We start from the raw sequence: 26,858 nt of genomic DNA on the forward strand, positions 1-26,858 counted from the left end.
CTTATAGTGTTACGATATATATGTTATAGAGTAATGCACAGCTGGGGGTGTGACGCGTGTTAGAAAAACAGGACACGACAGAAATCTGGGTAGAAATGACGCAGCAATTATTGGACGACTTAGATGAGGCTCGGGCAAAAGAAAAAATGGGGCGGAGTGAAATGATTATGGAGGCAACACAACAGTTTTTACGTCAAAAGAAAGCACGCGATTTGCGTGACGAAATGGAACGTGGATATACTGAAATGGCTTCTATTAACTTTTCGATTGCGTGTGAATGCACGCATGTAGAATCGGAAGCCGAGGATAAAAATTTACAAGTTTTAGGAGGATGAATGAGCCGATGGTGAAGCGTGGAGATGTATACTACGCGGACTTATCTCCTGTTGTTGGAAGTGAACAAGGGGGAATACGGCCAGTTCTCATCATTCAAAACGATATTGGCAATCGATTTAGTCCTACTGTCATCGTGGCGGCAATTACGGCAAAGATTTCTAAAGCCAAATTGCCGACCCACGTTGAGGCAGCTCAAAAGCATGGTTTCGACCGCGATTCCGTTATTTTGCTGGAACAAGTCAGAACAATTGACAAGCAGCGTTTAACGGATAAGATTACGCATCTGGATAGTCAATTAATGAACCAGGTGAATCGCGCGTTAGAAATCAGTATGGGTTTAGTAGATTTTTAAAATTGCAAATATTTGTTGGTAAAGCTGACACGTCTCTTACATAATAATATAGAAGAAGCTTTACTAGAATGATGAGCTAGGCGAGTATGAAGTTTCGCAAAAAAAGTGAATAGAATAAGGATTACATATTATACGATACTTGAGTTTAGAATAGAAATGTCTGGCTTTTAAGTAACCGACATGAGAAAAGCTTCTTAGGCTGTGGCAGACCCCATTGCTCTTCCCCCAGTGCTTTTCTCGTGTCTCTTTTTTTACGAAAGAAGCCGTTGCAATCGTACTTGTTACGTTTCAATCAAGACGAAAGGTTGGAAAAATAAAGATGTATAGAGATTTTGCGAATTTTATCCATACAAATAAAGATTTGTTACTGAGCAGATGGATGGAAGAAATGACAGCACAGGCCGACCCAGCGATTTTGCTAGTGACGAGTGATTTATTGTATGAAGATACAAGCAGGGAGTTTTTAGATTTAATTGTAGCCAATGTGTTAGGCTCTAAAGATGGTTCTTTCAATGAAAAACTAGATGATTTTGCGCAAAAAGTAGTGGATCTTGGTTGGTCTGTTCATTTCGTGACAAAAGGACTTCGGAATTTTGGATTGATTGTTTACACCGAAATGAAAAAGCAAGGTGTATTCAATATGGCGAATGCCGACGATGACGCGTATTATCATTTTGAGAATTGGCTATCCGCCATGTATAGCGTTGTTGTGAATGCGTACGCAGATTCGTGGGAAAAGACGGTATCTGTTCAAAAAACGGCGTTACAAGAATTATCCGCACCGTTACTACCGATTTTTGATGGTATTTCTGTGATGCCGCTCATTGGTACGATTGATACGGAGCGCGCAAAGTTAATCATGGAGAACTTACTAATTGGTGTCGTGAAACACAGATCTGATGTTGTGTTGATTGACATTACAGGTGTTCCAATCGTAGATACGATGGTAGCGCACCATATTATTCAAGCATCCGATGCAGTCAGACTTGTAGGTTGCCAAGCAATGCTCGTGGGTATAAGGCCAGAGATTGCGCAGACAATTGTGAACTTAGGAATTGAACTCGATCAAGTCATTACTACTAGCACGATGAAAAAAGGCATGGAGAAAGCACTCGCGATGACTCATAGAGAGATAGTAGAAAAAGAGGAGTGAGAGAATGGGAATTCCGATTTTGAAATTGGGAGAATGTCTATTAATTTCCATCCAGAGTGAACTTGATGACCAAACGGCAGTTGAATTTCAAGAAGATTTGCTTGCCAAAATTCATGCGACATCCGCAAGAGGCGTGGTGATTGATATTACATCTATAGATTTTATAGATTCTTTCATTGCTAAAATTCTAGGTGATGTTGTCAGCATGTCTCGACTTATGGGAGCGATGGTGGTTGTGACGGGAATCCAACCAGCAGTTGCGATTACATTAGTAGAGTTAGGTATTACATTTGAAGGTGTCCTTTCCGCGATGGACCTAGAAAGCGGTCTGGACAAATTAAAACAGGAATTGGGGGAATAGAGATGGAATTCCAATCCTGTGTCAAAATTATCAATGAGTGGGACATAGTCGCTGCTCGCCAGTTAGGAAGAAAAGTATCTAAAGAGATCGGCTTCGGCACGGTAGACCAAGCAAGAATCACGACAGCAATTAGTGAACTTGCTCGAAATATTTTTCTTTATGCGGGAACTGGGGAGATTTGTATTGAGAAGATGACAGAAACAGGAAGAGATGGACTGAAAATTATTGCGAAAGACCAAGGTCCAGGTATTCATGATGTAAGACAAGTGATGCAAGATGGATATACAACATCTGGTGGACTAGGCGCAGGATTACCAGGCGTGAAACGTTTAATGGACACATTCGATCTTGTATCGAGTGTCGAAGAAGGCGCAAAGGGGACAATCATCACAACACAAAAGTGGGTCCGCTAGGGAGGACACAAGATGGAAAGTAGAGAGAGTTTGGAGTTTAGGGAGAAATATCGCGAAATTGTTTTGACGTATTTGAAACAACAAGATGAAGGCGTTTTGTACAACTGCGAGAAACTAACACGCGAGGCGATGGAAAAACAAATATCGCCAGAAGAAATTGTGAATTTGCATCGAGCAATCCTAGAAGAATACGACACGGAGTTACCAGAATACATTTCTTCTTCCTTCGATGTATTGCTAGAAATGATGGTTGGCTACGGACTTGCCTATATGGAACATCTTAGCTTGCGGACGGAACAACAAGCATTACGCCGCGAAATCGCCCAAGCAGAAGATATGCAAAAAATGATGATGAAATCAGATTTGCCAAAAGTCACAGGGCTTGAAGTCGGTGCAGTAAGCGTGCCGATGCGCCAAATGAGTGGAGATTACTACAACTTCATGCAAGAAGGCGATGACAAAATCAGCGTTACACTAGCCGATGTTATCGGAAAAGGTATACCAGCAGCATTCAGTATGTCGATGCTAAAATATGCCTCCGATAATTACAGCGGTTCTGCAAAAACACCAAGTGAAATGTTGCAAAACCTAAATGCAGTAGCCGAGACAAACATTGATGACAACATGTTTATCACGATGTTTTACGGTTTATATGACACATCGAATCATCTGTTCGAATTCGCATCAGCAGGTCATGAAGTAGGGCTTTACTTCGATGCAAAAACGAGAAGTTTTACCGACTTGTATGCACGTGGTTTACCACTTGGCATAGATCCAAACGCGACGTACCGTGGATTTGAGAAGGCAGTCGCCAAAGATGATATGATTTTCATTATGTCAGACGGCGTGACTGAGACACGTACCGCGGATGGTTTCATTGAACGCGAGGATTTGATTGCCGTTTTTGAAGAGCGGATTGATTTGCCGCCGCAGAAATTAGTCAAGGAAGTATACGATCATTTATGCAAGATGCAGGAGTATGAACTGCGCGACGATTTTACATTAATTTGTTTAAAGCGCGTTTAGAATAAAGATATTCAGGGAATACACTCTGGGTATACAAAAATGGGGCGAGGTGGAATGATGAATATCAAGGTAGAGATTAGAGAAACTGATAGTAATCATGCGAAAGTAGTTGTGGCCGGCGAGATTGATGCGTACACGGCACCGAAATTAAAAGAGGCATTAGATGGCTTTACCGAGCGCGAAAGTATACACGTACAGATTGATTTAGCAGACGTAACGTATATGGATAGCACTGGTTTAGGCGTTTTTGTAGGCGTATTTAAAAGCTTGCGAGCGAAAAAGAGTGAATTGGAGCTTGTTGGCTTGTCAGATCGGATTTACCGATTATTCGAAATTACTGGTTTAACAGATATTATCGAAATCAAAAATGTAGAGGGTGAAATGAATGGCAACAACGTATGACACGATTGAACTAAAAATTCCGGCCAGGCCAGAGTTTGTGAGTTTAGGAAGATTGACGGTTTCTGGAATTGCGAGTCGCATTGGTTTTTCATTTGAAGCAATTGAAGATTTGAAGATTGCAATCAGTGAAGCCATTACGAATGCGGTGAAGCACGCGTTTAACGAAGAAGACACTGGTGAAATTCGGATTGCATTTGCAGTTTATGAAGATAAGTTGGAAGTGACAGTAACGGATGAAGGCAAGAGTTTTGATGCGGAGAAACGCAAGATGGAAATTGGACCATATGAAGAAGATGAAGATGCGGACATGTTGCGTGTCGGGGGTTTAGGTTTATTTTTAATTGAAGCTTTGATGGATGACGTAGAGTTACACTATGATGGTGGTGTATCAGTAGTTATGACTAAATATATAGAGGAAAAGCAGGTGGAGGGGAATGCCAAAATTATCTCGACCTGAGGAACTCGCGGCAAGAGAAGAAGCCCGTGAAAAAGCAAAGGAAAAAGTCTATAAATGGATTAGTGATTATCAAGAAAGCGGAGATGAAGACGCACAGTATGAACTTGTTGTTCACTATAAAAACCTGGTGGAATCCATTGCACGCAAGTATTCTCAAGGAAAATCATTTCATGAAGATTTAGTTCAAGTTGGCAATATCGGGTTGCTTGGAGCCATTCGCCGTTACGATGCGTCATTCGGTAAAAGCTTCGAAGCATTTGCAGTTCCGACGATTGTCGGTGAAATCAAGCGTTTTTTACGCGATAAAACGTGGAGTGTTCACGTGCCTCGTCGTATTAAAGAACTTGGACCAAAAATTAAAAACGCGGTAGAAGAGTTGACACGGGAGTTACAACGTTCGCCGCAAATCAGTGATATTGCTAATTTCATTGGGGCCACCGAAGAAGAAATTTTGGAAGCAATGGAAATGGGTAAGAGCTATCAAGCCCTGTCTGTAGATCACTCAATCGAGGCGGATACAGATGGAAGCACGATTACGCTACTGGATGTTGTTGGTGGTGAGGACGATGGCTTTGAGCGTGTGAATCAACGGATGCTTTTGGAGAAAGTTTTGCCAGCGCTGGATGAACGCGAACAGAAAATTTTGCAGTATACGTTTATTGAAAATCGCAGTCAGAAAGAGACGGGTGACTTATTGGATATTTCGCAAATGCATGTATCCCGAATTCAACGTCAGGCGATTAAGAAGTTGCGTGCTGCGCTTCAAGATGAGGATTTAGAATAAATGGATGTGACGGGACAATCGAATGTAGGTGTGGAATTGTATGTCTTCCAACGTGCGAAACATTTGCAAAAACATTGTGGCGATCAGATTGTGATAAAAGAGGACGCATCAGGGCTTTTATGTGCGCTTGTTGACGGTCTTGGAAGCGGAAAAGAAGCGGAAAAGGCAGCCAAAGCAGTGACAGAAGTGATTGATGCACATAGTTCGATGCATTTAAGAGATATTGTGGTAGAAGCAAACAAAGCGATTAGTGGTCTTCGTGGTGCGGCGATAGCCATATGGTACGCTAATTTCGCGAAACAGCAACTAACGTATTGTGGCATCGGTAATATCCGATTTTATTTATTGGGAGAAGGCGATAAATTATTGTTTCCAATCTCCTCAACAGGATTTCTTTCCGGCCGAAAACAAAAAATTCGGACACAAAAGTTCGATTACAAAGCAGGTTCGAAATTTTTGATGCATTCCGACGGTTTGGTGCTTGGTGGCGTAAAGAAATATTTATTTGCAAGCGGTTCAATTGAATCGACAGGACATTGTATTGAAAGCAATGTGAATGATATACCAGAAGATGACGTGACGTTTATCGTTGGGGAATTTCCTATAAGTGATTAGAATGGCTTTGGACCGAGAGTAGTATTCGGACCGAGGCCATTTTTTGTGCGAAAATCGTTCCTGTGTTAGTTGATCTCGACTAATTTTAAAAATAGGCTATAGTAAGCGCTTGCTTATCCTGCTTTACTCGAAAAAAATCTAAATTTTATCTACATGCAAACAAAAGAATATAGCCTATAATTAGAACTATAATACTAGGAATATTGGCTACTTCGTATTCCAACTTGCAGAAAGAAAGGATGTGTCATAATTAATTATGTAAGAAATTAAAGGGATGATTTTCGAAATAGACAAGTTAAAAAGGAGGAAAAAAAGTGAAGAAAAAAGCATTATTGTGGGTGGCTGGATTAGCTACTACGACAGGTGGAGCATTAGGGTTTACAGACAATGAAACAAAAGTACGGGCTGCAGAAAATAATATTATCAGCCAGAGCGTCATTACACATACAGAGGTAAGAAACACCTCGAGCAGCGCGCTATTTGCAGAGTCTGTAGATGTTGTGCTGTCTCTAGATGAGTCTTTACAAATCACAGGTGGATTTCATTTAGGGAGTACATCTATATCAGGTGTTGGTATTCCAGGCAGGGAAGTAAGTATTGAGTATATTAACCAACATGGAGTTATTGCTAAAGCGCTAGTTGATAATCAAGGAAATTGGCAAGCTCTTATTCCTAAACTAGAGGTTGGGGACTGTTTATTTTTAAGGGATAATGCAATCGGTGGAGAAGCGGCTTTTGCCATCTATGAACTATGGCCAAGTAAACTTACGAAGAGCAACTTCGATACAGCAACAACAAATACAGATACCTTAACTGGTTCAGGTGGATACCCAGGTGTCGAGGTGGCAGTAACTTTTTCAGTGAAAATTGGCAATCAATTCAAACGGATGGAATCATCAGGTATTGTTGATCAAGATGGAAATTTTGAAGTACCTATAGTAAAACAAGCAGCAAACTATACTCTTGATGTAAAACAAAAATGGAATGGTATCGTATTTGGTGCGCAGGGTTCGCAAGGTACTATGAATTTCCACGTAAAAGTTGTTGAAGGAATAGGGAAACCCACCGTGAACGTCGTTTCGAGTAAAGAAAAAAAGGTGACTGGAAAAGGCAAACAAGGTGCAAAAGTACGAGTACAAGCAAGCGGACAGGAAATTGGAACAGCGACAGTTGATCAGAATGGCATTTTTGAAGTAACGATACCAGCACAGAAAATGGGAAATGAATTACAAATTACGCAAGAAGAAGATAAAGATGTAAGTGAAAGCACAAAGGTCATTGTGGAGCAGGAAGTACCAGAAGTCACTTCTGAATTGAAGGAAGGTATGACTACCATTTCTGGAACTGCATCCCCAGGAGCGGATGTAGCTGTATGGACAGGAGCAGTGGCACCTGTTGCTAATGTAAAATCGGATATAATTACAGGTCAATGGACAGCAACCGTACCTGCATTAATTGGTGGAAATACTGTACAAGTAAGTGCGTCCCTTGGTTTAAACCAAATCAAAGCTAGTGTTCGATATGGTATTGAGTTAGGTGGCATTACGGAATTACGAGCTATTATTTCCGGAGAGAGAGTCAAAGTAACTGGTAATGGGAGTCCTGGTGCTACGCTGAATGTGAGAGCAGGAGGAAATCTTGTAGGAACAACAACCGTAAATGACACAGGAAAATTTGAACTGTTTATTATGAGAACTGTCGAAGGTGAGAAGCTATCTGTTAGTCAAACTAAAAATGGAATGAATAGCGTAGTGAACGAAACCTTAGTATTAAAAGGCATAGACGCACCAAGTAACATTGACATTGTGACAGCAAATAGTACAAAAGTGAGTGGAAAAGGTAAACCTGGTGCTACGGTGAGCGTGAAAGTAAATGGACAAGAAATTGGTACAGGACAAGTAAAAGATGATGGGAATTTTGAAGTTACTATTCCAAAACAAGCTGAAGGAACGAAACTCTCTGTTACTCAAAAAGAAGGCGAGGATGAGAGTGCATCGGTGGTTATAACGGTTATCAGTGCCCAATTAACAAAACCAACGATTGATGATTACTATGCGAATGCTACTTATATTCGAGGTACCGCACCGGCCGGAGCAGTAAGAGTCACTTTAATAATTGATGGAAAAGTTACTAAAATTGGAACTATTAACGCAGATGGTAAGTACGCGATTTATGCCAATGATATTGCAGCACTCAAAGTCGCAGGTACTAATTTTGAAATATTTGTAACGGACGTTCATGGTCAACGCAGTGAAGTTGCGGCTGGTACCGTAAAAGGATTATCCGATTTAATGGTAAATCCTTATCGAGCAGGTCAAGCTAACGTTACTGGAACTGTAGAAGAAAATGTAGAGAGGATTGCAGTTTACGATAAAGCGGGAACGATACTACGCTACGGTCAAATAAATGCAGATAAAACTTTCAGAATCTATGTTTCAGGTTTCGCTGCTATGCAAGTCGTTGGAGATAACTTCACTGTCAGAGCATTAAATTCCACGGGAATCATTGCCCAAGCAACAGCCACGATTTTACCATAAAATTTTTTAGGTAATTCAAAATTATATAAGCGACCTACGGTGAATTATTTTTAAATAATTCATCGTAGGTCTTTTTGTATTTATTTGCACTTAATTTCGAGATAAATATATGATTCTAGTGTTTCCTTATCATAATTCGGACCATTTCTTTAAACTTTCCTTATATTTTCTTAGCCTCGCATTTATTTAACTCCTCTATACTTGAGTCATATCAAAGGAGGAGAATACATTGAAAATCAAACATAGTTGTCTTATCGCAGTTTTAGCAGCATCGAGTTTATCGCTTGCTGCATGTAACAATAACGAGGACCAAGCTACAGCAACGAAACAGAAAGTCACGGCTACAGCAGAAACGGCAGAAAAGAAAGTAGAACAAACAGTAGACACGACGCCATCGCCAGACCTTAACATCTCAGCAGAATCGGCTGCTCTTTATAACATGGACGATACAAAGCCGCTATATGAGAAAAGTCCAGAAATCGTAACACCAATCGCAAGCATTACCAAACTGATGACGACGTATTTGGTTTTACAAGCCATACATAATAAAACGTTATCGTGGGATGAGACTTTGCAGTTGGAGCCATTAGATGATAAAGCCGCAGTATCTTTATATATGGTAACAAATAAAAAAACATGGACAGTGAAAGACCTTTACGCAGCAATGCTCGTTATGTCTGCAAATGACGCCGCAGAAGCACTTGGCAAACGACTCGATAAAACCGATTTCCCAGGAAAAATGAATAAAACCGCTAAAAAACTAGGACTCTCTAGCAAAAGTAACTTTGTTAGTGCAAGCGGTCTAGATTCTGGCGGCGAAGAGAATGTATCGACGAGCAAAGACTTGTATCTATTAGCCTCATCACTGATTACAAAATACCCAGAAGTGCTTGATATGACATCAAAAGCAAGCTATAAAACAAGCAACGGCTACACAGTTCAATCCACAGATGCCCTTTTAGCAAATAAAGAAATTGACGGATTGGACGGCTTGAAAACAGGATTCACAGATGGCGCGGGCTATTGCTTTGTCGGAACAGCGAAACAAAATGGCAAGCGACTAATTTCGATCGTATTAAAAACAAGCACAATAGACGCCCGTTTCCAAGATACGAAAACACTCATGGCTTACGGATTCAAGAACTAAGGAGGAAAAACAATGAAAAAACAAATCGCCGTCTTTTTTGGTGGAGAATCGCCTGAATATGAGGTCTCATTGCAATCCGCAACCGCCGTAATCCGAGCTGTTGACACAACAAAAAACGATGTTATTTTAATCGGTATCACCCAAAAAGGAAAATGGTATTTATACGAAGGCCCAGTTGAGGCAATTTCCGATAATAAGTGGGAGCAACATAGCTCTTGCACCATCGTCTCGCCCATTATGGATAAATCGGAGAGTGGCGTGTACGTGCATCGCGCCATTTCCATCGAAACATGCAAAATTGACGTCGCGATTCCTGTTTTGCATGGTCAAAATGGAGAAGATGGCACGATTCAAGGTGTGCTAGACTTAGCTGGAATAAACTACGTCGGGTGCGGCGTCTTTACATCTGCATTATGTAGCGATAAAGTACAAGTCCAGAAATTAGTCCAAAACCTAGGCATCCAAGTCGCGCCATCGATTCATTTCGACCGCGAACAAATTCCGCATATTCGCATTCAAGATTTTATCGCACAACACGATTTTCCGCTTTTCATCAAGCCGGTTCGAGCAGGTTCATCCATTGGTATATCAATGGTTGCCAACAAAGACGCGATCATGCCAGCAATTAAGCACGCTGCACAATTCGATACCGAAATCACAATTGAAAAAGCTATCCAAGGCTCTGAGGTCGGATGCGGAATTATCGGCAATAGTAAGCCAATCGTTGGTGGCGTTGACGAGATAGAACTAAATAGCGACTTTTTCAACTTCACAGAGAAATATGAATTGCTTTCTGCCCAAATTCACATGCCAGCACGAATCCCTCTAAAAACCAAGCGATACATTCAAAAAGCAGCACGAGCGATTTATATGGCGATTCACTGCGAAGGCTTATCACGTATTGACTTTTTCTTACAAGAAGATGGCCAGTTAATTTTTAACGAAGTCAACACGATGCCAGGTTTTACAGAACATTCGCGCTTTCCGACATTGATGAAGGAGGCAGGCTATTGTTACGAGACGCTGATTCAAACATTAATCGAACTTGCAGCAGAAAAGCGAAACGGAGTGATAGAGCATGAAGCAACTAAAGGATAATTTACTACTAATTAATAACAGCCACCCATTGAGCAAAAACTATGTGCCATGCTCACTCGTGACACTCAGCGAAGATCACCAGCTAACCAAACAAGCGGCAGAAAAACTATGTGCACTAGTAACAACCATCGCTGCAAAAGAAGATATTGTCCCCGTCAGCGGTTACCGAAGCTACGAAGAACAGTCTCACATTTACCAAGATAGCCTCACTAAAAACGGCAAAAACTACACACAAAAATATGTCGCAAAACCAGGTTGTAGTGAGCATCAAGCAGGTTTGGCAATTGACGTTGCGTTGAAACAAGACAACATCGATTTTATTTGTCCAGAGTTTCCGAATCATGGCATTGCTCGAATTTTTCGTGAACATATGGCTGCTTTTGGCTTTATTTTAAGGTATCCGGAAGGAAAAACTAGGATTACGGGGATTGCTTACGAGCCGTGGCATTTCCGGTATGTCGGCCTGCCGCACAGTCAAATTATCGAAGAACGCGAATTCGCATTAGAAGAATATATCGCCTATTTGCGAAATTTCACCTCGTTTTACGAACCGTTTCATTGGCAAAATGGTGACTGCGCGTACTACATCGTCACTGTACCAATGGATGACTGGTTTTTAGGGAAGACGCAAGTTCCCGATAAAGTCGTGATTTGTGAAATGAGTGCTAACAATTGCGGAGAACTCATCATCACTTACCGAACCGATTAATGAAAGGAAGTCCTGGCAGATGCTAAAAACACGATCATATCAAAGCCTCGTCCCGTGTTACTTATGGTTAAATTCTCTTCTTAGAACGGTAAAACAATATCGCAAACCGCGCCGTGCTTGGAGAGAATGCTCGCGTGATGCGCTTGTCCATAATGCTAAAACGATTCAAGAAAATCTCCCCGGAAAAACAGCATTAATGGCAGTCGTCAAAGCGGATGCATACGGTCATGGCGCTACGCATTGCAGTCAATTATTAGAGAAAAACGGCGTCACCATCTTTGCCGTAGCAACATTGGACGAAGCGATAGAACTGCGTAAATCAGGCATCCGAAGCGATATTTTAATTTTTGGTTACACAGCGCCGAGTGACGCGGATAAAATACAGCATTTCGATCTAATTCAGACGATTATTAGTGAACAACACGGTGTTGCTTTGGAAGAGACTGGGATGCGTATCAGATGCCATTTGAAAATTGACACAGGTATGCACCGAGCCGGGATTCCGCGAAATCAAATGGAAACCATTATTCATTTTTACAAGTCAGATATTTTGGCGGTGGAAGGGATTTATAGCCATCTCGGTTCGGCGGATAGCTTGGATGATGAGGCGGTTGAAAGAACGCAAGCGCAAATCGAGGCGTATGACGGGTTACTTGCTGCCTTACAAAAAGCCGGAATCAACCCACGAAAAACACATTTACAAAGCAGTTACGGCATGCAAAATTATGATAATTTACAGTACGACTACGTTCGAATTGGCATTTCATTATACGGCTGTCAAAGCGATTACTCCGAGTTGACTTTACCCCTACAGCCAGTGTTGTCATTGAAAAGTCGGATTGCTTTAATCGAATACGTCGCAGAAGATGATTTTATCGGCTACGGCAATGATGTTATGGCGCCGCACAAAATGAAAATCGCGATGATCCCGATTGGTTATGCTGACGGGATTCCGCGAAACCTGTCTTCTACCAATTTAAAAGTAAGCGTGAACGGTGTTGCTGTGCCAATCATCGGCAGAATTTGCATGGACATGATGATGCTAGACATCACCGATTTACAAGAAGTGAGCGTCGGAACAGAAGTTGCGATAATCGATAGCCAAGATGCCCATTTTTCAGCAGAAGTTTTGGCGGAGAAAGCAGAGACAATTACGAATGAAATACTTAGCAGATTAGGAAAAAGATTGCCAGTCATTTATAAATAAGCGGTTTTAACCTTGATAGCATCTTGGTAAAGCCGCTTATTCATCTTGGTTTTACAGCTTATTTTATGGTACACTAGTCCAAGAGATGAATTATTTGGAGGCAGAAAACATGGAAGAAATTTTGAAATTAGTACATAAATCTTTACCTTATCGCCCAAATCAGATTAATGCGGTCATTGAATTGCTCAGCGAAGGGAACACCGTGCCGTTTATCGCGCGTTATCGGAAAGAGATGACCGGTAGTTTGGACGAGGTAGAAATTCGCAATATTGAGGAACGCTATACGTATGTGGAGAAATTGGAACAACGCAAAGAAGAAATTCTGCGCCTCATTGAAGAACAAGGCAAGTTGACTGAAGAACTAGGAGCTGCCATCAAAAAATCGGAGAAACACCAAGCGCTAGAAGATCTATACCGCCCGTACAAACAGAAAAAACGCACCAAAGCAACGATTGCAAAAGAAAAAGGCTTGGAACCGTTCGCGTTATGGCTACTCGCTTTACCACGATCAGGCGATGTGACGGCAGAAGCTACGAAATACATTTCGGCAGACAAAGAAGTGGCAACAGTAGAAGACGTATTGCTTGGCGCGCATGAGATTATCGCCGAAGTAATCTCAGACGAACCAGCGTACCGCAAATGGATTCGAGAATTCACGCGCAAGTTCGGCATGATTCAATCCGTTGGCAAAAAGACCGAACTAGACGAGAAATCGGTTTACGAAATGTACTACGATTATCAAGAACTAATTTCAAAAGTCGCTAGCCATCGCGTGCTAGCATTTAACCGCGGCGAAAAAGAAGATATTTTACGCGTTGCCGTTGTCATTGACCCTACGAAAGTACACGAGTATTTGAAAAAACAAGTCATCACGCGATCAGGCTCCGTGGCAGAAAGCTATGTGATGGCAGGCTTAGAAGACGCGTATAAACGGTTCATCGGCCCAGCAATCGAACGAGAAATCCGCGCAGAACTTACCGAAGCCGCCGAAGAACAAGCCATTCATATTTTTGCGGAAAACTTACGAAAACTATTACTACAACCACCGCTAAAAGGCAAAATTATTCTAGGTCTCGATCCAGCGTACCGAACTGGTTGTAAGCTTGCGTTACTTGACCAAACAGGTAAAGTTTTGACAATCGATGTTATTTATCCGCACCCACCGCAAAACAAAAAAGCAGAAGCAAAGCAAAAAGTGTTGCAGTTGATGAAGAAATACGGCGTCGAAGTCGTTGCTATCGGAAACGGTACCGCGTCGCGTGAATCCGAACAATTCATCGCCGAATTAATCAAAGAAGAAAAGCTGAATGCGTATTATTGTATCGTCAACGAAGCAGGGGCCAGCGTCTATTCCGCAAGTGACATTGCCCGCGAAGAATTCCCCGATTTCCAAGTCGAACAACGAAGCGCGGTATCCATCGGTCGTCGCTTACAAGATCCACTTGCTGAGCTCGTTAAAATCGATCCAAAATCCGTCGGCGTTGGTCAATACCAACATGACGTCGCGCAAAAACAACTCAATGACACCTTAACGTTCGTCGTCGAAACCGCAGTAAACCAAGTCGGCGTCAACGTAAACACGGCCTCAGCCTCCTTATTACAATACGTCGCAGGTCTAAACAAAACGGTTGCCGGCAACATTCGTAAATACCGCGAAGAAAACGGCCCATTCACATCCCGCAAAGAACTGAAAAAAGTGCCCCGTCTTGGCGCGAAATCCTACGAACAAAGCATTGGCTTTTTGCGAATTTTAGAAGGGAAGCATCCGCTTGACCAAACCGCGATTCACCCGGAAAGCTATGCGACCGCTGAAAAAATCGTGAATTCCGCAGGATTCCAACTCAGCGACTTAGGAACGCCAGAACTAAAACAAGCGCTGCAACAGTTCAGCCTTACAGAAATGGCCGCCGAGCTTGAAGTCGGTAAAGAAACATTGCAAGACATCGTCGACTCGCTCGTAGCACCAGGTCGTGACTTGCGTGACGAACTCGATGCACCACTTTTAAAACAAGACGTTATCTCCATGGAAGATTTAAAAGCAGGGATGGAACTGCAGGGAACGGTGCGGAATGTCGTCGATTTCGGTGCATTCGTTGACATCGGCGTGAAACAAGACGGACTCGTGCATATTTCGAGACTGAGCAAATCTTTCGTACGCAAGCCAATGGACGTTGTATCTGTCGGCGATGTCGTGACGGTATGGGTAGACGATGTCGATCAGAAAAAAGGTCGGATTTCACTCACGATGTTAGCCCCAGAACAAGGAAAATAAGCGATGATGACAGAACAAGAACTGCAGCGGCACATGGAGACGGTGTCGTTGCAATTTTTCCAAAAGCCTTTTTTGCATCAGGCCACGTTCAATACCCGCTTGCGAACAACAGGCGGGCGTTATTTATTGCAAAGTCACGATATCGAGATGAATCCGCGCTACCTTGAAAGCTTTGGTTTGGATTATTTTATTGGCATTATGAAACACGAGCTGTGCCATTACCATTTACACATCGCAGGAAAAGGCTATCAGCACCGTGACGCCGATTTTCGAGCTTTACTTGCCAAAGTAGATGCACCACGATTTTGCCAAGCCATCCCCACAGAGCAAAAGATGCATCGCTACACATGTTTAGCATGCAACACGGCCTTTTTACGCAAGCGTCGTTTTGACGTGAAAAAGTACCGTTGTGGACGTTGTAACGGACGTTTGAAGTATGTACAAGAAGAAATCGTGCAAGTATCGCGATAATTTCAGCTACTTTGCAATTAAAACTTGATTTTTTCATGATACCTGCTTATAATGTAAAGAGTCGGAAGGATTTATGACTATTCCACAGTAGCTCAGTTGGTAGAGCAATCGGCTGTTAACCGATCGGTCGCAAGTTCGAGTCTTGCCTGTGGAGTTCTTTTATACCTTTTCGTACAATTAGTGTCAACTGGGGAAGTACTCAAGTGGCTGAAGAGGCGCCCCTGCTAAGGGTGTAGGTCGCTCGCGCGGCGCGAGGGTTCAAATCCCTCCTTCTCCGTTCATAGGAACAAAGAAAATACTAGGAATCGTAAGTTTTATCGCGATTCCTAGTATTTTTATTTATTCCACCATAAATTCAAACTTCGTCCAAGGTTCCATATAATCGAGCAAAAAGATTTCATCCTCATGAATCCGTCCAACAACATTCGTTTTCCCGCGATTCTCCATATCTTTTAGCGCAATCTGCAATTCCCCTTTATACTGCCCATAAAGCTCATTCTCAATCAAAATATCCCCGCGCTTAATGTTCGGCGTATACGTCGGGTTAAACGTTTCCTCCCGATATTTCACACGCGATTGCGTCGACCGAATAAAATAATCCGACACATCCCCACGATAAAAATGAGGCTCCTCCAAAACAATTTTTCGTTCCAGTGGGGTAATCGTATCATGTAACGTCATTCGCAAACCAAATTTTTCAGCAGACAATACGGCACTCAAGCTCGCCAGTTCCTTTTCCGAAGCGTATGCGTTCGCTACAATAATGTCATCAATTAACTTCGTTGCTAACAAATGCTTCGCCTGCGTCTCAATCGGCAACTCCCGGTGCATCTCGAGCGTACACAAACCTTCCATTACCGGCCAAGGACCATACGTTGCATCATTCGAATGCACAAACGCCGCCGTCCGAATTTGAAAACCGCGAAAACGCTCACTGCACTTCACAAAATAATCGTACGAAAGCCCAGCATAACGATGCGGATAAAAATTGTGCGACCCAATCAAATTTTCCCGATTCGGCTGGAAATCCATAATATTATTCAAGTAATTCGTATCATTACTCATATTAATCTCGATTTTCAGACCGTACGGATTAAACGTCATCGCGGCCTCCTCACTGCCCGTAAAGCCCATATCCAGACGAATCCCATACGCGCCCAACGAATCAAAAAATGACAAATCATCATAAGAGATCCCAAGCGCAGCAAAAATCCGTGGCGAAATATCGACCATAACTTCCATCCCAAGCGCATTCGCGTGACTAATCGTCTCCTTAAACTCCCGCAAAATCTGCTCCTTATCACCATTCACCGATAATAAACACGTAAAAACCCGCGTAAAACCATACCGATGCGCCAAACTAATATAAGCCTTATCCTTTTCCGGCGTAGAATGTTCCGGATAAATCGAAATTCCTAATTTATGCAAAATTTGCACCTTCTTCCTTATAAACGAGTGGGGGATACGTAATGTTTCCAAGAATCACATGTTCCCGCGCGCCAGTCGCATTCGGTACATTAGAAGGGCGACGATGCAATGTTTCATAAGCTAACAATCCAAACGCCACAGCTTCCTTGGCATCCGAAGAATAACCAATATCCTCTTGCGTCAACACCACACATTTCCCGTCCAAAAGTTCCGCCATAAACCGAAGCAGCGTCTCATTATAGCTCCCACCACCACTCACAACAACCTCATCAATCGTCATTTTTGGAAAAACAAACTGTTCATAGTTCGACACAATCGTTTTTGCCGTAAACATCGTTGCCGTCGCAATCAAATCCTCCGGCGCCAAATGGCCGTATGTAGCAAGCAGGTGATCCGTATATTCTTTCCCATAAAGCTCGCGTCCCGTCGACTTCGGAATTGCCGCCGTAATAAAATCATCATGCATACAATCCGCAAGCATCGCTTCATTCACTGCGCCCTGCGCTGCAATCTCACCACCCGCATCATAACCACGCTGGAACAAACGCTGCATCAAATCATCAATAATCATATTCCCAGGCCCCGTATCAAACGCAAAAACTTGATCCAGCGTCGCCGCCTGAGGCAACACCGTCACATTCCCAATACCGCCAATGTTTTGCAACAACCGATTTTTGTGCGCATCCCGATAAAGCAATAACTCCGTATACGGCACAAGCGGGGCACCTTGACCACCAGCAGCCATATCCATCGTCCGAAAATTCGACACAACCGTAGCTCCCGTCTCATACGCAATCACAGCAGGCTCCCCAATCTGCAACGTCGAAGCCGCCATATCCCCGACCTGTTCCGGCTGATGAAAAATCGTCTGACCGTGCGAGCCAATCACCTCAAGCTGTGACGCAGCAATCCCATTTTTGCTACAAATCATTTTCACACTCTCCGCAAAAAGCACGCCTAATTTGAAATTCAAGCTACAAATCAACTGCGAATCCGAGTGTTCAATACTCAAGCTTTTCCGAATTTCCGCCACAAGCGACGCCTGAAAAGGCACCGTTTTAAAATCAAGCAACGTAGTATCCAAGCCATTCTCTGTTTCCTGTAAATCAAGCAACGCTACATCGACCCCGTCAAGCGAAGTCCCCGACATCAATCCAACCACATACGCCATTTCCTAACCTCCCATTAATTCAAATAAATTAAAAAGTAACAACTCGCCGTACAAACAAACCCGACAACCGCAACGAACACTGCCGCCTGCTTCTTTGATTTATAAAACCCATGCTTCACTAACAATACATAAGAAAGCCCAATCCAGCTCCCAAGACTCGACAACAAGAACAATCCAAAAGCCCGATCCACGCCAAACCCAGTAAGAACCGGCAAGAAAATCAAGTTCGTCAAAATCATAATCGCAAAGAAAATGATGGCACTTTTATAATTAAATTTAATCCATTTACTCGTTTCCACATCTATCACCTCTAAAAGGGACGAACGAATTCGCCCCAAAATTTAAGCCATGTTAGGTTCACTACTATGCGTTTCTTTATTTTCCTCCGCTTGCGCCTGTTCTTCATCTAGCAGTTTCTGATCGTACATTTTAAAGAACGGCGTGTAGATGAGGAATGAAATAAAGATGTTCACCACGACGAGAACAATCGCTCGCCAATCACCACCCGTTGCCAAGTAAGCCCCAATCGGCGCAGGCAATGTCCACGGCGCCATGACATACGTAGGCGAAATAAACCCAAGCGTCGTCGCAAAATACGAAATCGTCGTCGTAATCAGCGGAATAATAATAAACGGAATAATCAACATCGGGTTAAGCACAATCGGCACCCCAAAAATAACCGGCTCATTAATATTAAAAATACTCGGAATCAGCGTCGTCTTACCAAGCGCCTTCGAATAACTCGACTTCGAGAAGAACAACATCGCTAGCACCAACCCAAGCGTCGCGCCAGACCCGCCAATCCAAACAAACCATTGGAAAAACGTTTCAGGGGCCACGTAAGGCATCGGATTCCCATCAGCAACTGCGGCAGCATTCCCACCGAGATAAACTTCCCATACAGGACGCGCAATCGCACCAACAACAGAAACCCCGTGAATTCCAAATGACCAGAAGAACGTAATTAAGAACACCGGCAACAGCACGCCAAAAAGACTATCTCCCGTTTTAACAATCGGTGCAACCGCTTTATCAACAAGCGAATGGACATCGATTCCGAGTACAACTGTGATTGTAGTCATAATCAAAATAACAATCGCAACAGGAATCAACGCTTCAAAAGAACGCGCAACACTAGGCGGAACTTGATCCGGCATCTTAATCGTAATATTGCGCTTCTTACAAAACCGCATAACTTCAACAGAAAAAATAGAAACAATCATTGCCATAAATAAGCCGTGCCCGCCAAGATTCGCCATTGGCAGCACAAATCCAACATCATCCAGTGCTAAAGGCGTCAATGTTAATAAGAACGAAGCAACAGCAATTTGCGCACCAGAAAGTGCGTCAAGCTTGTAACTTTTCGCTAAATTGTAACCGATTCCAAAAGTGATATATAAAGACATAATAAACATTGTCATCCGATAAGGAATCAAGATTTCAGCAGCATGTTCTTGTGACCATTTAAACAGCGCGGTACTCTCCGGAACCGGCGGAAACGCCACAATCAAAAACATACTACCCACAATAATAAACGGTAGCGAAGACACAACACCATCACGAATCGCGCGCAAATGACGCTGTTCGGATAGTTTAGCCATAGGTATCGATAAATATTTTTCTAAAAAGTCCATAAATCTTTGCATAACTATTCTCCCTTATTTTTAAAATAGTATGTATGCTCTGGCTGCGCAAGACTTCCGTTTTTAGAATAAACCTCCTTTTCATATAAATTGTTCACCACTCATTCTAGTTCATTTGAAATAAAATGTCAACGCTTCCAAATTATAATTAAAAATTTATTTCAGTTGTTCTGAAACTCGAAAAGCATTGCGTACCAACATATTTGCTTTGTTTTAGCATCTGTAATTTTGATATATATAATTAATTTTTCCGAACTTTTAGTTGAAATTGATGTAGGAAGATGATATATTGAACCCGTAATCGCCATCTGGAAAATATTATAAAATCGGCGATAAAAAAAGGGGGATGAAAGATGAAAAAATGGGCATCCATGATACTCATACTTGTACTAAGTTGCTCGGTATTCGGGCTAGCCGTGAAGGCAGAAGGGGAGACGACAGGCTTAACGAAATTTATTAAAAACGCTGACAGCACTTATGGCTACAATGCGAGCACACCAGTTTACTACTACAATGGCTCGACCGAACAAGTCCAAATTCCAACGACTTATACACAACCAAAAGAACAATTTAAAAGCTCGTGGGTAGCAACAATCGCTAATCTTAATTTTGGAAAGGTAGGAACCGAAGCCGATTTCCGCGCGCAATATCAAACAGTACTAAATGATTTCGAATCGTGGAACATGAATGCGGTTATTTTTCAAGTGCGGCCTTTGCTCGACGCGTACTATCCATCCGCGCTCAATCCTTGGTCTGAATTTATTGCTACAGGCACACAAGGAAAAGATCCTGGCTACGATCCGCTAGCTATCATGGTCGAAGAAACACACAAACGCGGCATGGAATATCACGCATGGTTCAATCCGTATCGTGTGACCAATACGAAATTAACAACACAAAGCATCTTAAACAAAATTGGTGCGACAAAAGAGGAAGCGCTTGCGATGACTGTGCCAGAACAAATCGCGGCATGGAACAAAGCAGGCATTCTAGCCGATAATAACTACGCCGTACAACATCCAGAATCTGTTTTGCGTTTCGACGAGAAGCTGTTTCTCAACCCAGGCATTCCAGAAGTGCAAGATTACGTAGCAGCAACGATTGAAGAAGTAGTGACGAACTATGATGTAGACGCAATCCATTTCGATGATTATTTCTACCCGTATCGCATCACAGTCGATGGTAAAAATGTTTTATTCGGAGATCAACAAGAAGATGCCACAACATTCGCGAAATACGGTATTCCAAAAGGCTATCCAGACACAAAAGCAGGCATTGATGATTGGCGACGCGACAACATTACGTCGCTGATTGACAAAGTAAAACAAACTATCGACACGCACAACCAAACAAAGCAAACCGCCGTACAATTTGGTATTAGTCCTTTTGGCATTTGGGAACATAAAGCAAATAATCCGTTAGGTTCTAATACGCCGACAGGTTCCTCGCAATCCTACTCTCAGAGCATTTTTGCCGATACGTATCAATGGATTAAAGATGAAAAAGTAGACTATATGGTTCCACAAATTTATTGGAGTTTTGACCAAGGCGCGGCGCCATACGGTGATCTCGCGAGATGGTGGAACAATGCGGCAGAAGGGACACACGTACAAATTTATGTAGGGCATGCGAACTATAAACACCTTGGAAACGGCGGTTGGGAAGCAGCTTGGATGAACCCCGAAGAAATTCCAAATCAAATGCGTTTCAACCAGCAACTAGCCAATGTGTCCGGCAGTGTCTTGTTCAGCTATAACGACATTAAAAAAAGCAATCTCGCAACTATCCCAGACACACAAAAACCCGTCAATCAAGCCAAAAACGAATCAATTGATCTGCTACAACAAACCTATTTCCAATTACCTGCACTAATACCAAGCAAACCATGGCTAGCACACCAACAAATCGCGGCCCCACAAAACGTGAAACAAACAAGCGACACGTTAAGCTGGACCGACACAACCGCTAATAAAGCGCGCTACTACATCGTTTATAAAGGCTCAGGCACCGCAGAACAAATCGCGGCAAATCCAGCAAATATCGTTGCACGAATCTGGGCAGGCGGCACGACCACATTCAGCCAACCAATCACAGAAGCCGGAACCTACGTTGTCACCGCACTTGACGCAGCGAGCAATGAATCCTCGCCCGTCATCGCGCAAATTAAAGGCGGAGACATCACTATTTCGTACCAAGATGAAACCGGCACAGAAATCGCAGAACCACAAGTTTTAACAGGAAATATCGATGAGAATTTTGAAGTACCAATTTTGGAAATAGAAGGCTACACAACAACACAAACCGCAATTTCAGGCACCTTCACAGATCAAGCACAAGCCTTCACGATTACGTACACGAAAGACCCAGAAGAAGTGGCGCCAGAAGAACCAGAGACGCCTATCGTTGACCCAACAGCCCCAGAACTAGAGCCAAAACCAGAAGTAAAACCAACACCAACACAACCGAGCCAAGCGCCAGAAGTCAAAGAAACACTAACAGAGCTAGACACGGCCCCAGTTGCAACAAAAGTAAACAAGAAAGACGACCTACCAGCAACCGGAGATGAAATTAGCAATCAATTAATCGTAATGGGCTTAATAACAACCCTAGTAGGAATCCTATTACTCCTTCGTTGGAAAAGAAAACAAGCCTAAAAAATAACCTCGTGTCAGCAACGGCACGAGGTATTTCATAAAAATCCGAAAAAAGTATTGCATCTTCAAATAAGTATGCTATAATAAAAAAGTTGGCTTGAGAGCTAGCATCATGGCCCGTTGGTCAAGCGGTTAAGACACCGCCCTTTCACGGCGGTAACACGGGTTCGAATCCCGTACGGGTCATTTTTTAAAACATGTTCTTCGGAGCATGTTTTTTGCTTATAAACGGCAAGAATCTGCTTGACAGCTAAACATCACGTTAGGTATAATAGCAATGCACGTAAATTTCGCACAAATACGCGGTCGTGGCGGAATGGCAGACGCGCTTGGTTGAGGGCCAAGTGGGGTAAAACCCGTGGAGGTTCAAGTCCTCTCGGCCGCATAAGTAGTATCAATGGGTTTCAAAGATGGTTCAGGTCTTTGGAATCTTTTTTTTGCGTTTTTTAGCAAATTGGGGGCAGAAATGGGGCAGAGATTAAGTGCTGATACAGAGAAAATGTTTACATGATTTAATAAAATTTACCTGACAACTCATTTATTTTTAGCTATAATAGGAGTAGCTATATTTTTACATGTTACATAATGGGAGGACGATAGTGAATGGCTAAAATTAGTGTGAATAGAGATACCATGATGAATCATGCCGCTGATTTGAGTTCGAGTGTACAGGGAATGGCGTATCATCCTATGAAAAATGGGAATATGAGTTACACACAGAGTAATTCTATTTCGCAATATCGGCAGTGTTTGCTGGAATTATTGGATGGCGTGGAGATTTTTGAAAGCGTTGTGCAAGAGGATGCTAAGCGTATTAAACAAATTGGTGAGGCCTATGCGCAAAAAGATAGAGAAGTTGGGCAGAAGCTACATTTGGAGGTGCGCTAGAATGGATCAAAAAATGGAGGCACTACACCAGCAATTACAAAAGATGAGGCGGGAGAAAGAAGTACAGGAAGATGCATTGTATGTGATACGGCAAAAACAAGTACGGTTAGAATCGGTGGAATCGGAATTATTTCACATGGAACGAGAAAAATCGAATTTGGTAGCGCAAGCGCATGAAGTTTGGCAAGGAAATCACGGAAGAAGCGTGGCACATGAAGCGGAAGATATAGCGCATCAGAATTGGCGCCAACTTCGGCGGACGGTGGAGGACTCACGAGAAGCCTTGCAGCAGGAACAAAAAAGGCTACAAAATAATGTCTATCAGCTAGAAGAAGAACAGAAACGGATACATAAGGAGTTGTTGCTATGACGCGCATTGACATTGCGGAAGTAACCCATTTCAGAAGCCAACTCCGAGCAACAAATCAAGAAATCACACCGCGCATTGAGGCTGTCAAACAAGCGGTAACGAACTATTTGAATGATAGGTCAATAACAGGTGAAGCAATTCAGGCGTCGAAAGAATATTATGCAGGCGCGTATGTCCAGTTATGTGGGTCGATTAAACAAGCGCTGAAAATGAGTGAAGACAAGCTACAGCAGTATATTCAGGATTTTCATAGTCAAGTAGATCCTTCCCATAATGCAAGGCTTGACGCGGACGGTATTTACGACTTAAATCAAAAAATTAATGGTTTTGAGAATCGGATGGAGAATTTGACCGCAGAACTTAGCGCGATTAATGGTACGCAAAAAGCATCCGAGCTGAATTATCTCGCAACACAGATATTTGAAGCGCATAAAAAAGAGGAGATTTTGGCTAAGTATCTTGATTTTGAGCGGAGCCATGCTAATTTTTTCAATGAGTTAGGAGAATTAGCGCATTATATTAAGCAAGCTTTGCAAGATATTCAGAAAAATATTGGTTTTGATAGAGTGACAGGAACGTATGGTGTGGATAAATTAAATCGAACAAATTTTAAAGAACTTTCTAGATTATACGCCAGTCAGCAAGCAATTGATGATAAAATAAAGGAAATCGAGGATATTGGTTTGACGCCAGTGATTCCGAATGGGAATAGTGCTGGATTTATGATGAATGATGGGCAACTGAATACGACGGCTACACTTGGATTTGTGAATGAGCAGATGATTTATTGGCAGAATGAATCGACTTTCAGAGAGTTATTCCTAGTGGGATCTTCCTATCGCGTGCTATATGGTATTGATGCGGTAACAGGTCAGCACGTGACAGACTCGAGGTTAGCATTTGATCTGTTGGTATTGGCAAGTAGCGCCTTCGGTGTTTCGAGCTTTTCTGCGCGTTTCGGAGCGGTTAAAACAGCATCGTTTGATAAGGATGTTGTATTGAAGAATATTGAGGCAAGCAAGGCAGCGCGGGAGAGTTCTAATTTTGATATTTATCTTAAGAATGAAAAAGCAGTGTTAAAAAGTCTGGATAAAGGAATGTATGGTAGCAAGAGTATTAGTGGGACTAAAAAAATACTTGAGATTTCAACTGCAAGTATTAAGCATGCAGATGTTGGAGATTTCACTGTAAATCCTTCTACAGGAAAAATATCTAAGATGAAAGGCGGAGGGCATGGTCAATCTAACATTGTTTTTCTCAGAGAAAATGGCTTGGAAGTAAATATTGAAAAAACTTATTCTAATGGAGTTAGGACTGGGAATGTACCAGATCATAAACTTAAGGCAAAAAGAACTGGTAATAATCAGTCGTGGTTCCCTGAAAATTGGACTGTTAAAGACATAGAGAATGCTGGGCAAGTTGTTGTAAACCAACCCAATTTTGCAAATATTAAAGATGGTGAGGCTATTTTTGGAGAGTATAGGGGCGTACGAGTTGGAGTAATAAAAACAAATGGACAACCAGCAACTATTTTTCCAGATGCAACAAAACAGCCATAAAAATAAATCATTAGGAGCAGAAAAATGAAATTAAAAAAACAAATGGAACTAATTTTAGAGAAAAGAAAGAGCTTAAACATAAATGACGATTTTGGAATTGAGAAGAGTTGGAACGAGATGACAGAACTATTATCTCAAAATGAGATGGAGACAATAAATTATCTTGAAGAAAGTACAGAAAAGGATTTATATTATATCAGTGAGATTTTTGAAGATGTATCTGAGCGACTTCAAAGTGAGCAATTTATCAACTGTTTGAGAAAACTTGATAAAAAATTTCCAGAGTTGGATATGACACAAGATATTGATATTGCAGAAAGCTATATTGGAAATTAAGAAGGTTTCTTATTACTTTTGTTAGGGGTCCGAAATGAGCAGAGAATATGAAGTTATTGATAACAAAGATAGTATTGATGAATTAGTGAGTAATTATTTTAATTTCATAAATGGGAGGTATCTAGAAGATGCATTAAAAAACTTTGCTAAGAGAGAAGGATATGGGCAAGGAATAGTCTTTGTTTATTTCCAATCAGACTTAGATGCTTATGATATGGCACAATTACCCACTCCTTTAGATGAGAATCATATTTTAATAGAACTGGGTTATCCTGCGGTTGAACCTGAACAAATTGCCTATTTGGATTTTGGGACATTTTATGGTTATTTGGATAAACATATAAGGAAAGAGATAGAAAATAGTCCAGAAATTGCTAAACTCACAGATTTATTATCAGAAGTTAAAAGTGTTTTACAATTAGGCTAAAGGTGTGAGGTTATAAACGAAATACTCAGGAGTGTAAAATACGAATTTAAGTTGACAAACCCCTCTCTCAATCTAATATAGTCCCAATACTGCTAACCTTGCTCATCTAGCCAAAGTTATTAGCATAAAATCAGTATATTGATTTCAAAAAAGTGTAGGTCGAGGGCCAAGTGGGGTAAAACCATTGGAGGTTCAAGTCCTCTCGGCCGCATCAGTGTTACCAGTGGATTTCAAAGATGGTTTCAATCTTTGGAATCTTTTTTTTACTCAAGAAAAAACTGTATAAATAATGAACAATACTCCACTACCTACACAGTTTATTTCTCACTCTAAATATCTCTTCATATTCTCAAGTACAATCTCGTAACCATTCGGCAACATGTGCGCGCCGTCAAATGTCAATTCTTTACGCAGGTTCCCACTACTATCCGTTAACCCAGCATTAACATTGATGAATTCGTAGCCATTCTTTTGCGCCAGTTTTTCGACTTTAGCACTTGCTGCTGCATTTAATTCATTCGACCGATGTTCATAAAGTTGATTGTGCTCAGACTCTTTCTCGCCGAAATCATCCACTGTATTAATAGGGTAGTAGGCCATGACATAAACAACAGTATCAGGCAGTTTCTCTTTAATCTGTTGCAAAATCGTGTCATAGTTTGCAAGAAAAACATTTTCAGGGACATTAAAACCAATATCATTCGAACCGATATTAATAAAAATCTTACTTGGTGCTAAATCAAAAATCAGTGTATCCATATGTTCTAACAAGTCAGCCGTTGTTGTGGCCCGGACTCCGCGGTTATAAATAATTTTATCCAAACCAAGGTCTTGTTCTTGCTGAAACTTCTCAATCGGGAAAATTTCCATTAATGAGGAACCAACAAAAAGAATCTGTCCTTTTTTGGCGGTTTGATTTGCTATTGCATACTTGGCGCGGATGTCATTCTGAAATTTTGTAATATCGGGAGACATATTTGTAAATTTGACTGTTTTACCTGACATACAAGATTCTTCCTTTCTTTGCTAGGATGTCTACGAT

General features: G+C 41.9%; 27 protein-coding genes, 4 tRNA genes and 1 pseudogene. 27 read left to right on the forward strand and 5 right to left on the reverse strand.

Annotated features, from left to right (window positions below; translation table 11 throughout):
* The first annotated feature begins 56 nt into the window (after positions 1 to 56).
* The 19 genes and pseudogenes from EP57_RS01025 (at position 57) to EP57_RS01115 (ending at position 15,617) form a co-directional block, all read left to right on the forward strand.
* Entirely contained in the window at positions 57 to 335 is a 279-nt protein-coding gene (locus EP57_RS01025; RefSeq protein ID WP_036083335.1) for a hypothetical protein, read from the forward strand.
* 8 nt (positions 336 to 343) lie between these two features.
* Entirely contained in the window at positions 344 to 688 is a 345-nt protein-coding gene (locus EP57_RS01030; RefSeq protein WP_036083449.1) for a type II toxin-antitoxin system PemK/MazF family toxin, read from the forward strand.
* A 319-nt stretch (positions 689 to 1,007) separates the two neighbouring features.
* On the forward strand, positions 1,008 to 1,841 hold the full coding sequence (locus EP57_RS01035; RefSeq protein ID WP_036083337.1) for an RsbT co-antagonist protein RsbRA: 834 nt from the start codon (positions 1,008 to 1,010) through the stop codon (positions 1,839 to 1,841).
* A 4-nt stretch (positions 1,842 to 1,845) separates the two neighbouring features.
* Positions 1,846 to 2,202: an STAS domain-containing protein gene (locus tag EP57_RS01040; protein WP_036083339.1), complete on the forward strand. Its 357-nt coding sequence runs from the start codon at positions 1,846 to 1,848 to the stop codon at positions 2,200 to 2,202.
* Positions 2,203 to 2,204: 2 nt separating this feature from the next.
* Positions 2,205 to 2,615, forward strand: coding sequence for an anti-sigma regulatory factor (locus EP57_RS01045; protein WP_036083341.1), 411 nt, complete (start codon positions 2,205 to 2,207; stop codon positions 2,613 to 2,615).
* A 12-nt stretch (positions 2,616 to 2,627) separates the two neighbouring features.
* Positions 2,628 to 3,641: a PP2C family protein-serine/threonine phosphatase gene (locus tag EP57_RS01050; protein ID WP_036083343.1), complete on the forward strand. Its 1,014-nt coding sequence runs from the start codon at positions 2,628 to 2,630 to the stop codon at positions 3,639 to 3,641.
* A gap of 57 nt (positions 3,642 to 3,698) precedes the next feature.
* A complete protein-coding gene (locus EP57_RS01055) occupies positions 3,699 to 4,043 on the forward strand; it encodes an STAS domain-containing protein (RefSeq protein WP_036083451.1) in 345 nt (114 codons plus the stop codon).
* A complete protein-coding gene (rsbW, locus tag EP57_RS01060) occupies positions 4,027 to 4,500 on the forward strand; it encodes an anti-sigma B factor RsbW (RefSeq protein WP_036083345.1) in 474 nt (157 codons plus the stop codon). The genes EP57_RS01055 and rsbW overlap by 17 nt, the downstream gene beginning before the upstream one ends.
* Positions 4,478 to 5,284, forward strand: a complete 807-nt coding sequence (gene sigB / locus EP57_RS01065; RefSeq protein WP_036083347.1) for an RNA polymerase sigma factor SigB — start codon at positions 4,478 to 4,480, stop codon at positions 5,282 to 5,284. Before rsbW ends, sigB begins: the two co-directional genes overlap by 23 nt.
* Positions 5,285 to 5,899 carry a PP2C family serine/threonine-protein phosphatase gene (locus tag EP57_RS01070; RefSeq protein WP_036083349.1) on the forward strand — a complete coding sequence of 205 codons (615 nt, stop codon included), beginning with the start codon at positions 5,285 to 5,287 and terminating at the stop codon, positions 5,897 to 5,899.
* 314 nt (positions 5,900 to 6,213) lie between these two features.
* Positions 6,214 to 8,436 carry an Ig-like domain-containing protein gene (locus tag EP57_RS01075; RefSeq protein WP_036083352.1) on the forward strand — a complete coding sequence of 741 codons (2,223 nt, stop codon included), beginning with the start codon at positions 6,214 to 6,216 and terminating at the stop codon, positions 8,434 to 8,436.
* Positions 8,437 to 8,665: 229 nt separating this feature from the next.
* Positions 8,666 to 9,583: a D-alanyl-D-alanine carboxypeptidase family protein gene (locus tag EP57_RS01080; RefSeq protein WP_221641562.1), complete on the forward strand. Its 918-nt coding sequence runs from the start codon at positions 8,666 to 8,668 to the stop codon at positions 9,581 to 9,583.
* A gap of 12 nt (positions 9,584 to 9,595) precedes the next feature.
* Positions 9,596 to 10,681: a D-alanine--D-alanine ligase family protein gene (locus EP57_RS01085; RefSeq protein WP_052167463.1), complete on the forward strand. Its 1,086-nt coding sequence runs from the start codon at positions 9,596 to 9,598 to the stop codon at positions 10,679 to 10,681.
* Positions 10,662 to 11,219, forward strand: a pseudogene (locus EP57_RS01090) (M15 family metallopeptidase); the annotation flags it as partial. The gene EP57_RS01085 and the pseudogene EP57_RS01090, both read left to right, overlap by 20 nt.
* Positions 11,220 to 11,409: 190 nt before the next feature.
* Entirely contained in the window at positions 11,410 to 12,597 is a 1,188-nt protein-coding gene (gene vanT / locus EP57_RS01095) for a serine racemase VanT catalytic subunit (protein WP_052167464.1), read from the forward strand.
* A gap of 109 nt (positions 12,598 to 12,706) precedes the next feature.
* Positions 12,707 to 14,869: a Tex family protein gene (locus tag EP57_RS01100; RefSeq protein ID WP_114982740.1), complete on the forward strand. Its 2,163-nt coding sequence runs from the start codon at positions 12,707 to 12,709 to the stop codon at positions 14,867 to 14,869.
* A 6-nt stretch (positions 14,870 to 14,875) separates the two neighbouring features.
* On the forward strand, positions 14,876 to 15,340 hold the full coding sequence (locus tag EP57_RS01105) for a SprT family protein (protein WP_036083460.1): 465 nt from the start codon (positions 14,876 to 14,878) through the stop codon (positions 15,338 to 15,340).
* An 81-nt stretch (positions 15,341 to 15,421) separates the two neighbouring features.
* Positions 15,422 to 15,494: transfer RNA gene (locus EP57_RS01110), tRNA-Asn, on the forward strand.
* 35 nt (positions 15,495 to 15,529) lie between these two features.
* Positions 15,530 to 15,617 (forward strand) — tRNA-Ser (locus EP57_RS01115).
* Positions 15,618 to 15,679: 62 nt separating this feature from the next.
* On the opposite strand, the gene EP57_RS01120 is transcribed toward EP57_RS01115, so the two are convergent.
* From EP57_RS01120 to EP57_RS01135, 4 genes are read right to left on the reverse strand one after another with little or no spacing between them, the layout of a single operon-like run.
* Positions 15,680 to 16,768, reverse strand: a complete 1,089-nt coding sequence (locus EP57_RS01120) for a DUF871 domain-containing protein (protein ID WP_036083356.1) — start codon at positions 16,766 to 16,768, stop codon at positions 15,680 to 15,682.
* Complete coding sequence (gene anmK / locus EP57_RS01125) at positions 16,761 to 17,939, reverse strand: anhydro-N-acetylmuramic acid kinase AnmK (RefSeq protein WP_036083358.1); 1,179 nt, start codon at positions 17,937 to 17,939, stop codon at positions 16,761 to 16,763. The genes EP57_RS01120 and anmK overlap by 8 nt, the downstream gene beginning before the upstream one ends.
* A gap of 14 nt (positions 17,940 to 17,953) precedes the next feature.
* On the reverse strand, positions 17,954 to 18,238 hold the full coding sequence (locus EP57_RS01130) for a hypothetical protein (RefSeq protein ID WP_036083360.1): 285 nt from the start codon (positions 18,236 to 18,238) through the stop codon (positions 17,954 to 17,956).
* A 42-nt stretch (positions 18,239 to 18,280) separates the two neighbouring features.
* Positions 18,281 to 19,585, reverse strand: coding sequence for a PTS sugar transporter subunit IIC (locus EP57_RS01135; protein WP_036083361.1), 1,305 nt, complete (start codon positions 19,583 to 19,585; stop codon positions 18,281 to 18,283).
* A 350-nt stretch (positions 19,586 to 19,935) separates the two neighbouring features.
* Here EP57_RS01135 and EP57_RS01140 point away from each other — a divergent pair, with 350 nt between their 5' ends.
* The 8 genes from EP57_RS01140 (at position 19,936) to EP57_RS01175 (ending at position 25,816) form a co-directional block, all read left to right on the forward strand.
* A complete protein-coding gene (locus tag EP57_RS01140) occupies positions 19,936 to 22,236 on the forward strand; it encodes a family 10 glycosylhydrolase (RefSeq protein ID WP_036083363.1) in 2,301 nt (766 codons plus the stop codon).
* A gap of 114 nt (positions 22,237 to 22,350) precedes the next feature.
* A tRNA-Glu gene (locus tag EP57_RS01145) sits at positions 22,351 to 22,422 on the forward strand.
* 116 nt (positions 22,423 to 22,538) lie between these two features.
* A tRNA-Leu gene (locus EP57_RS01150) sits at positions 22,539 to 22,621 on the forward strand.
* Between the two features lie 218 nt (positions 22,622 to 22,839).
* Positions 22,840 to 23,124, forward strand: coding sequence for a DUF3130 family protein (locus tag EP57_RS01155; RefSeq protein WP_036083365.1), 285 nt, complete (start codon positions 22,840 to 22,842; stop codon positions 23,122 to 23,124).
* Between the two features lies 1 nt (position 23,125).
* Entirely contained in the window at positions 23,126 to 23,494 is a 369-nt protein-coding gene (locus EP57_RS01160) for a hypothetical protein (RefSeq protein WP_036083367.1), read from the forward strand.
* A complete protein-coding gene (locus EP57_RS01165; protein WP_052167465.1) occupies positions 23,491 to 25,053 on the forward strand; it encodes a T7SS effector LXG polymorphic toxin in 1,563 nt (520 codons plus the stop codon). The genes EP57_RS01160 and EP57_RS01165 overlap by 4 nt, the downstream gene beginning before the upstream one ends.
* A 24-nt stretch (positions 25,054 to 25,077) precedes the next feature.
* On the forward strand, positions 25,078 to 25,389 hold the full coding sequence (locus tag EP57_RS01170) for a hypothetical protein (protein ID WP_036083369.1): 312 nt from the start codon (positions 25,078 to 25,080) through the stop codon (positions 25,387 to 25,389).
* A gap of 34 nt (positions 25,390 to 25,423) precedes the next feature.
* Complete coding sequence (locus EP57_RS01175; RefSeq protein ID WP_036083372.1) at positions 25,424 to 25,816, forward strand: hypothetical protein; 393 nt, start codon at positions 25,424 to 25,426, stop codon at positions 25,814 to 25,816.
* A gap of 324 nt (positions 25,817 to 26,140) precedes the next feature.
* Here the strand turns inward: EP57_RS01175 and EP57_RS01180 are convergent, their stop codons facing one another.
* Positions 26,141 to 26,821: a GDSL-type esterase/lipase family protein gene (locus tag EP57_RS01180; RefSeq protein WP_036083374.1), complete on the reverse strand. Its 681-nt coding sequence runs from the start codon at positions 26,819 to 26,821 to the stop codon at positions 26,141 to 26,143.
* Positions 26,822 to 26,858: the final 37 nt, after the last annotated feature.

Origin of the sequence: Listeria booriae (genome assembly GCF_000766865.1) — a bacterium.
GTDB lineage: Bacteria > Bacillota > Bacilli > Lactobacillales > Listeriaceae > Listeria_A > Listeria_A booriae.

Bases quoted from the DNA above. Each gene is read 5' to 3' on its own strand.
- EP57_RS01160 (WP_036083367.1), top strand. From the start codon at position 23,126: ATGGATCAAAAAATGGAGGCACTACACCAGCAATTACAAAAGATGAGG.
- EP57_RS01070 (WP_036083349.1), top strand. From the start codon at position 5,285: ATGGATGTGACGGGACAATCGAATGTAGGTGTGGAATTGTATGTCTTC.
- EP57_RS01165 (WP_052167465.1), top strand. From the start codon at position 23,491: ATGACGCGCATTGACATTGCGGAAGTAACCCATTTCAGAAGCCAACTC.
- EP57_RS01055 (WP_036083451.1), top strand. From the start codon at position 3,699: ATGAATATCAAGGTAGAGATTAGAGAAACTGATAGTAATCATGCGAAA.
- EP57_RS01045 (WP_036083341.1), top strand. From the start codon at position 2,205: ATGGAATTCCAATCCTGTGTCAAAATTATCAATGAGTGGGACATAGTC.
- EP57_RS01035 (WP_036083337.1), top strand. From the start codon at position 1,008: ATGTATAGAGATTTTGCGAATTTTATCCATACAAATAAAGATTTGTTA.
- EP57_RS01140 (WP_036083363.1), top strand. From the start codon at position 19,936: ATGAAAAAATGGGCATCCATGATACTCATACTTGTACTAAGTTGCTCG.
- EP57_RS01030 (WP_036083449.1), top strand. From the start codon at position 344: ATGGTGAAGCGTGGAGATGTATACTACGCGGACTTATCTCCTGTTGTT.
- EP57_RS01050 (WP_036083343.1), top strand. From the start codon at position 2,628: ATGGAAAGTAGAGAGAGTTTGGAGTTTAGGGAGAAATATCGCGAAATT.
- vanT (WP_052167464.1), top strand. From the start codon at position 11,410: ATGCTAAAAACACGATCATATCAAAGCCTCGTCCCGTGTTACTTATGG.
- sigB (WP_036083347.1), top strand. From the start codon at position 4,478: ATGCCAAAATTATCTCGACCTGAGGAACTCGCGGCAAGAGAAGAAGCC.
- EP57_RS01100 (WP_114982740.1), top strand. From the start codon at position 12,707: ATGGAAGAAATTTTGAAATTAGTACATAAATCTTTACCTTATCGCCCA.
- EP57_RS01170 (WP_036083369.1), top strand. From the start codon at position 25,078: ATGAAATTAAAAAAACAAATGGAACTAATTTTAGAGAAAAGAAAGAGC.
- EP57_RS01180 (WP_036083374.1), bottom strand. From the start codon at position 26,821: ATGTCAGGTAAAACAGTCAAATTTACAAATATGTCTCCCGATATTACA.
- EP57_RS01085 (WP_052167463.1), top strand. From the start codon at position 9,596: ATGAAAAAACAAATCGCCGTCTTTTTTGGTGGAGAATCGCCTGAATAT.
- EP57_RS01105 (WP_036083460.1), top strand. From the start codon at position 14,876: ATGACAGAACAAGAACTGCAGCGGCACATGGAGACGGTGTCGTTGCAA.
- rsbW (WP_036083345.1), top strand. From the start codon at position 4,027: ATGGCAACAACGTATGACACGATTGAACTAAAAATTCCGGCCAGGCCA.
- anmK (WP_036083358.1), bottom strand. From the start codon at position 17,939: ATGGCGTATGTGGTTGGATTGATGTCGGGGACTTCGCTTGACGGGGTC.
- EP57_RS01155 (WP_036083365.1), top strand. From the start codon at position 22,840: ATGGCTAAAATTAGTGTGAATAGAGATACCATGATGAATCATGCCGCT.
- EP57_RS01135 (WP_036083361.1), bottom strand. From the start codon at position 19,585: ATGCAAAGATTTATGGACTTTTTAGAAAAATATTTATCGATACCTATG.
- EP57_RS01175 (WP_036083372.1), top strand. From the start codon at position 25,424: ATGAGCAGAGAATATGAAGTTATTGATAACAAAGATAGTATTGATGAA.
- EP57_RS01040 (WP_036083339.1), top strand. From the start codon at position 1,846: ATGGGAATTCCGATTTTGAAATTGGGAGAATGTCTATTAATTTCCATC.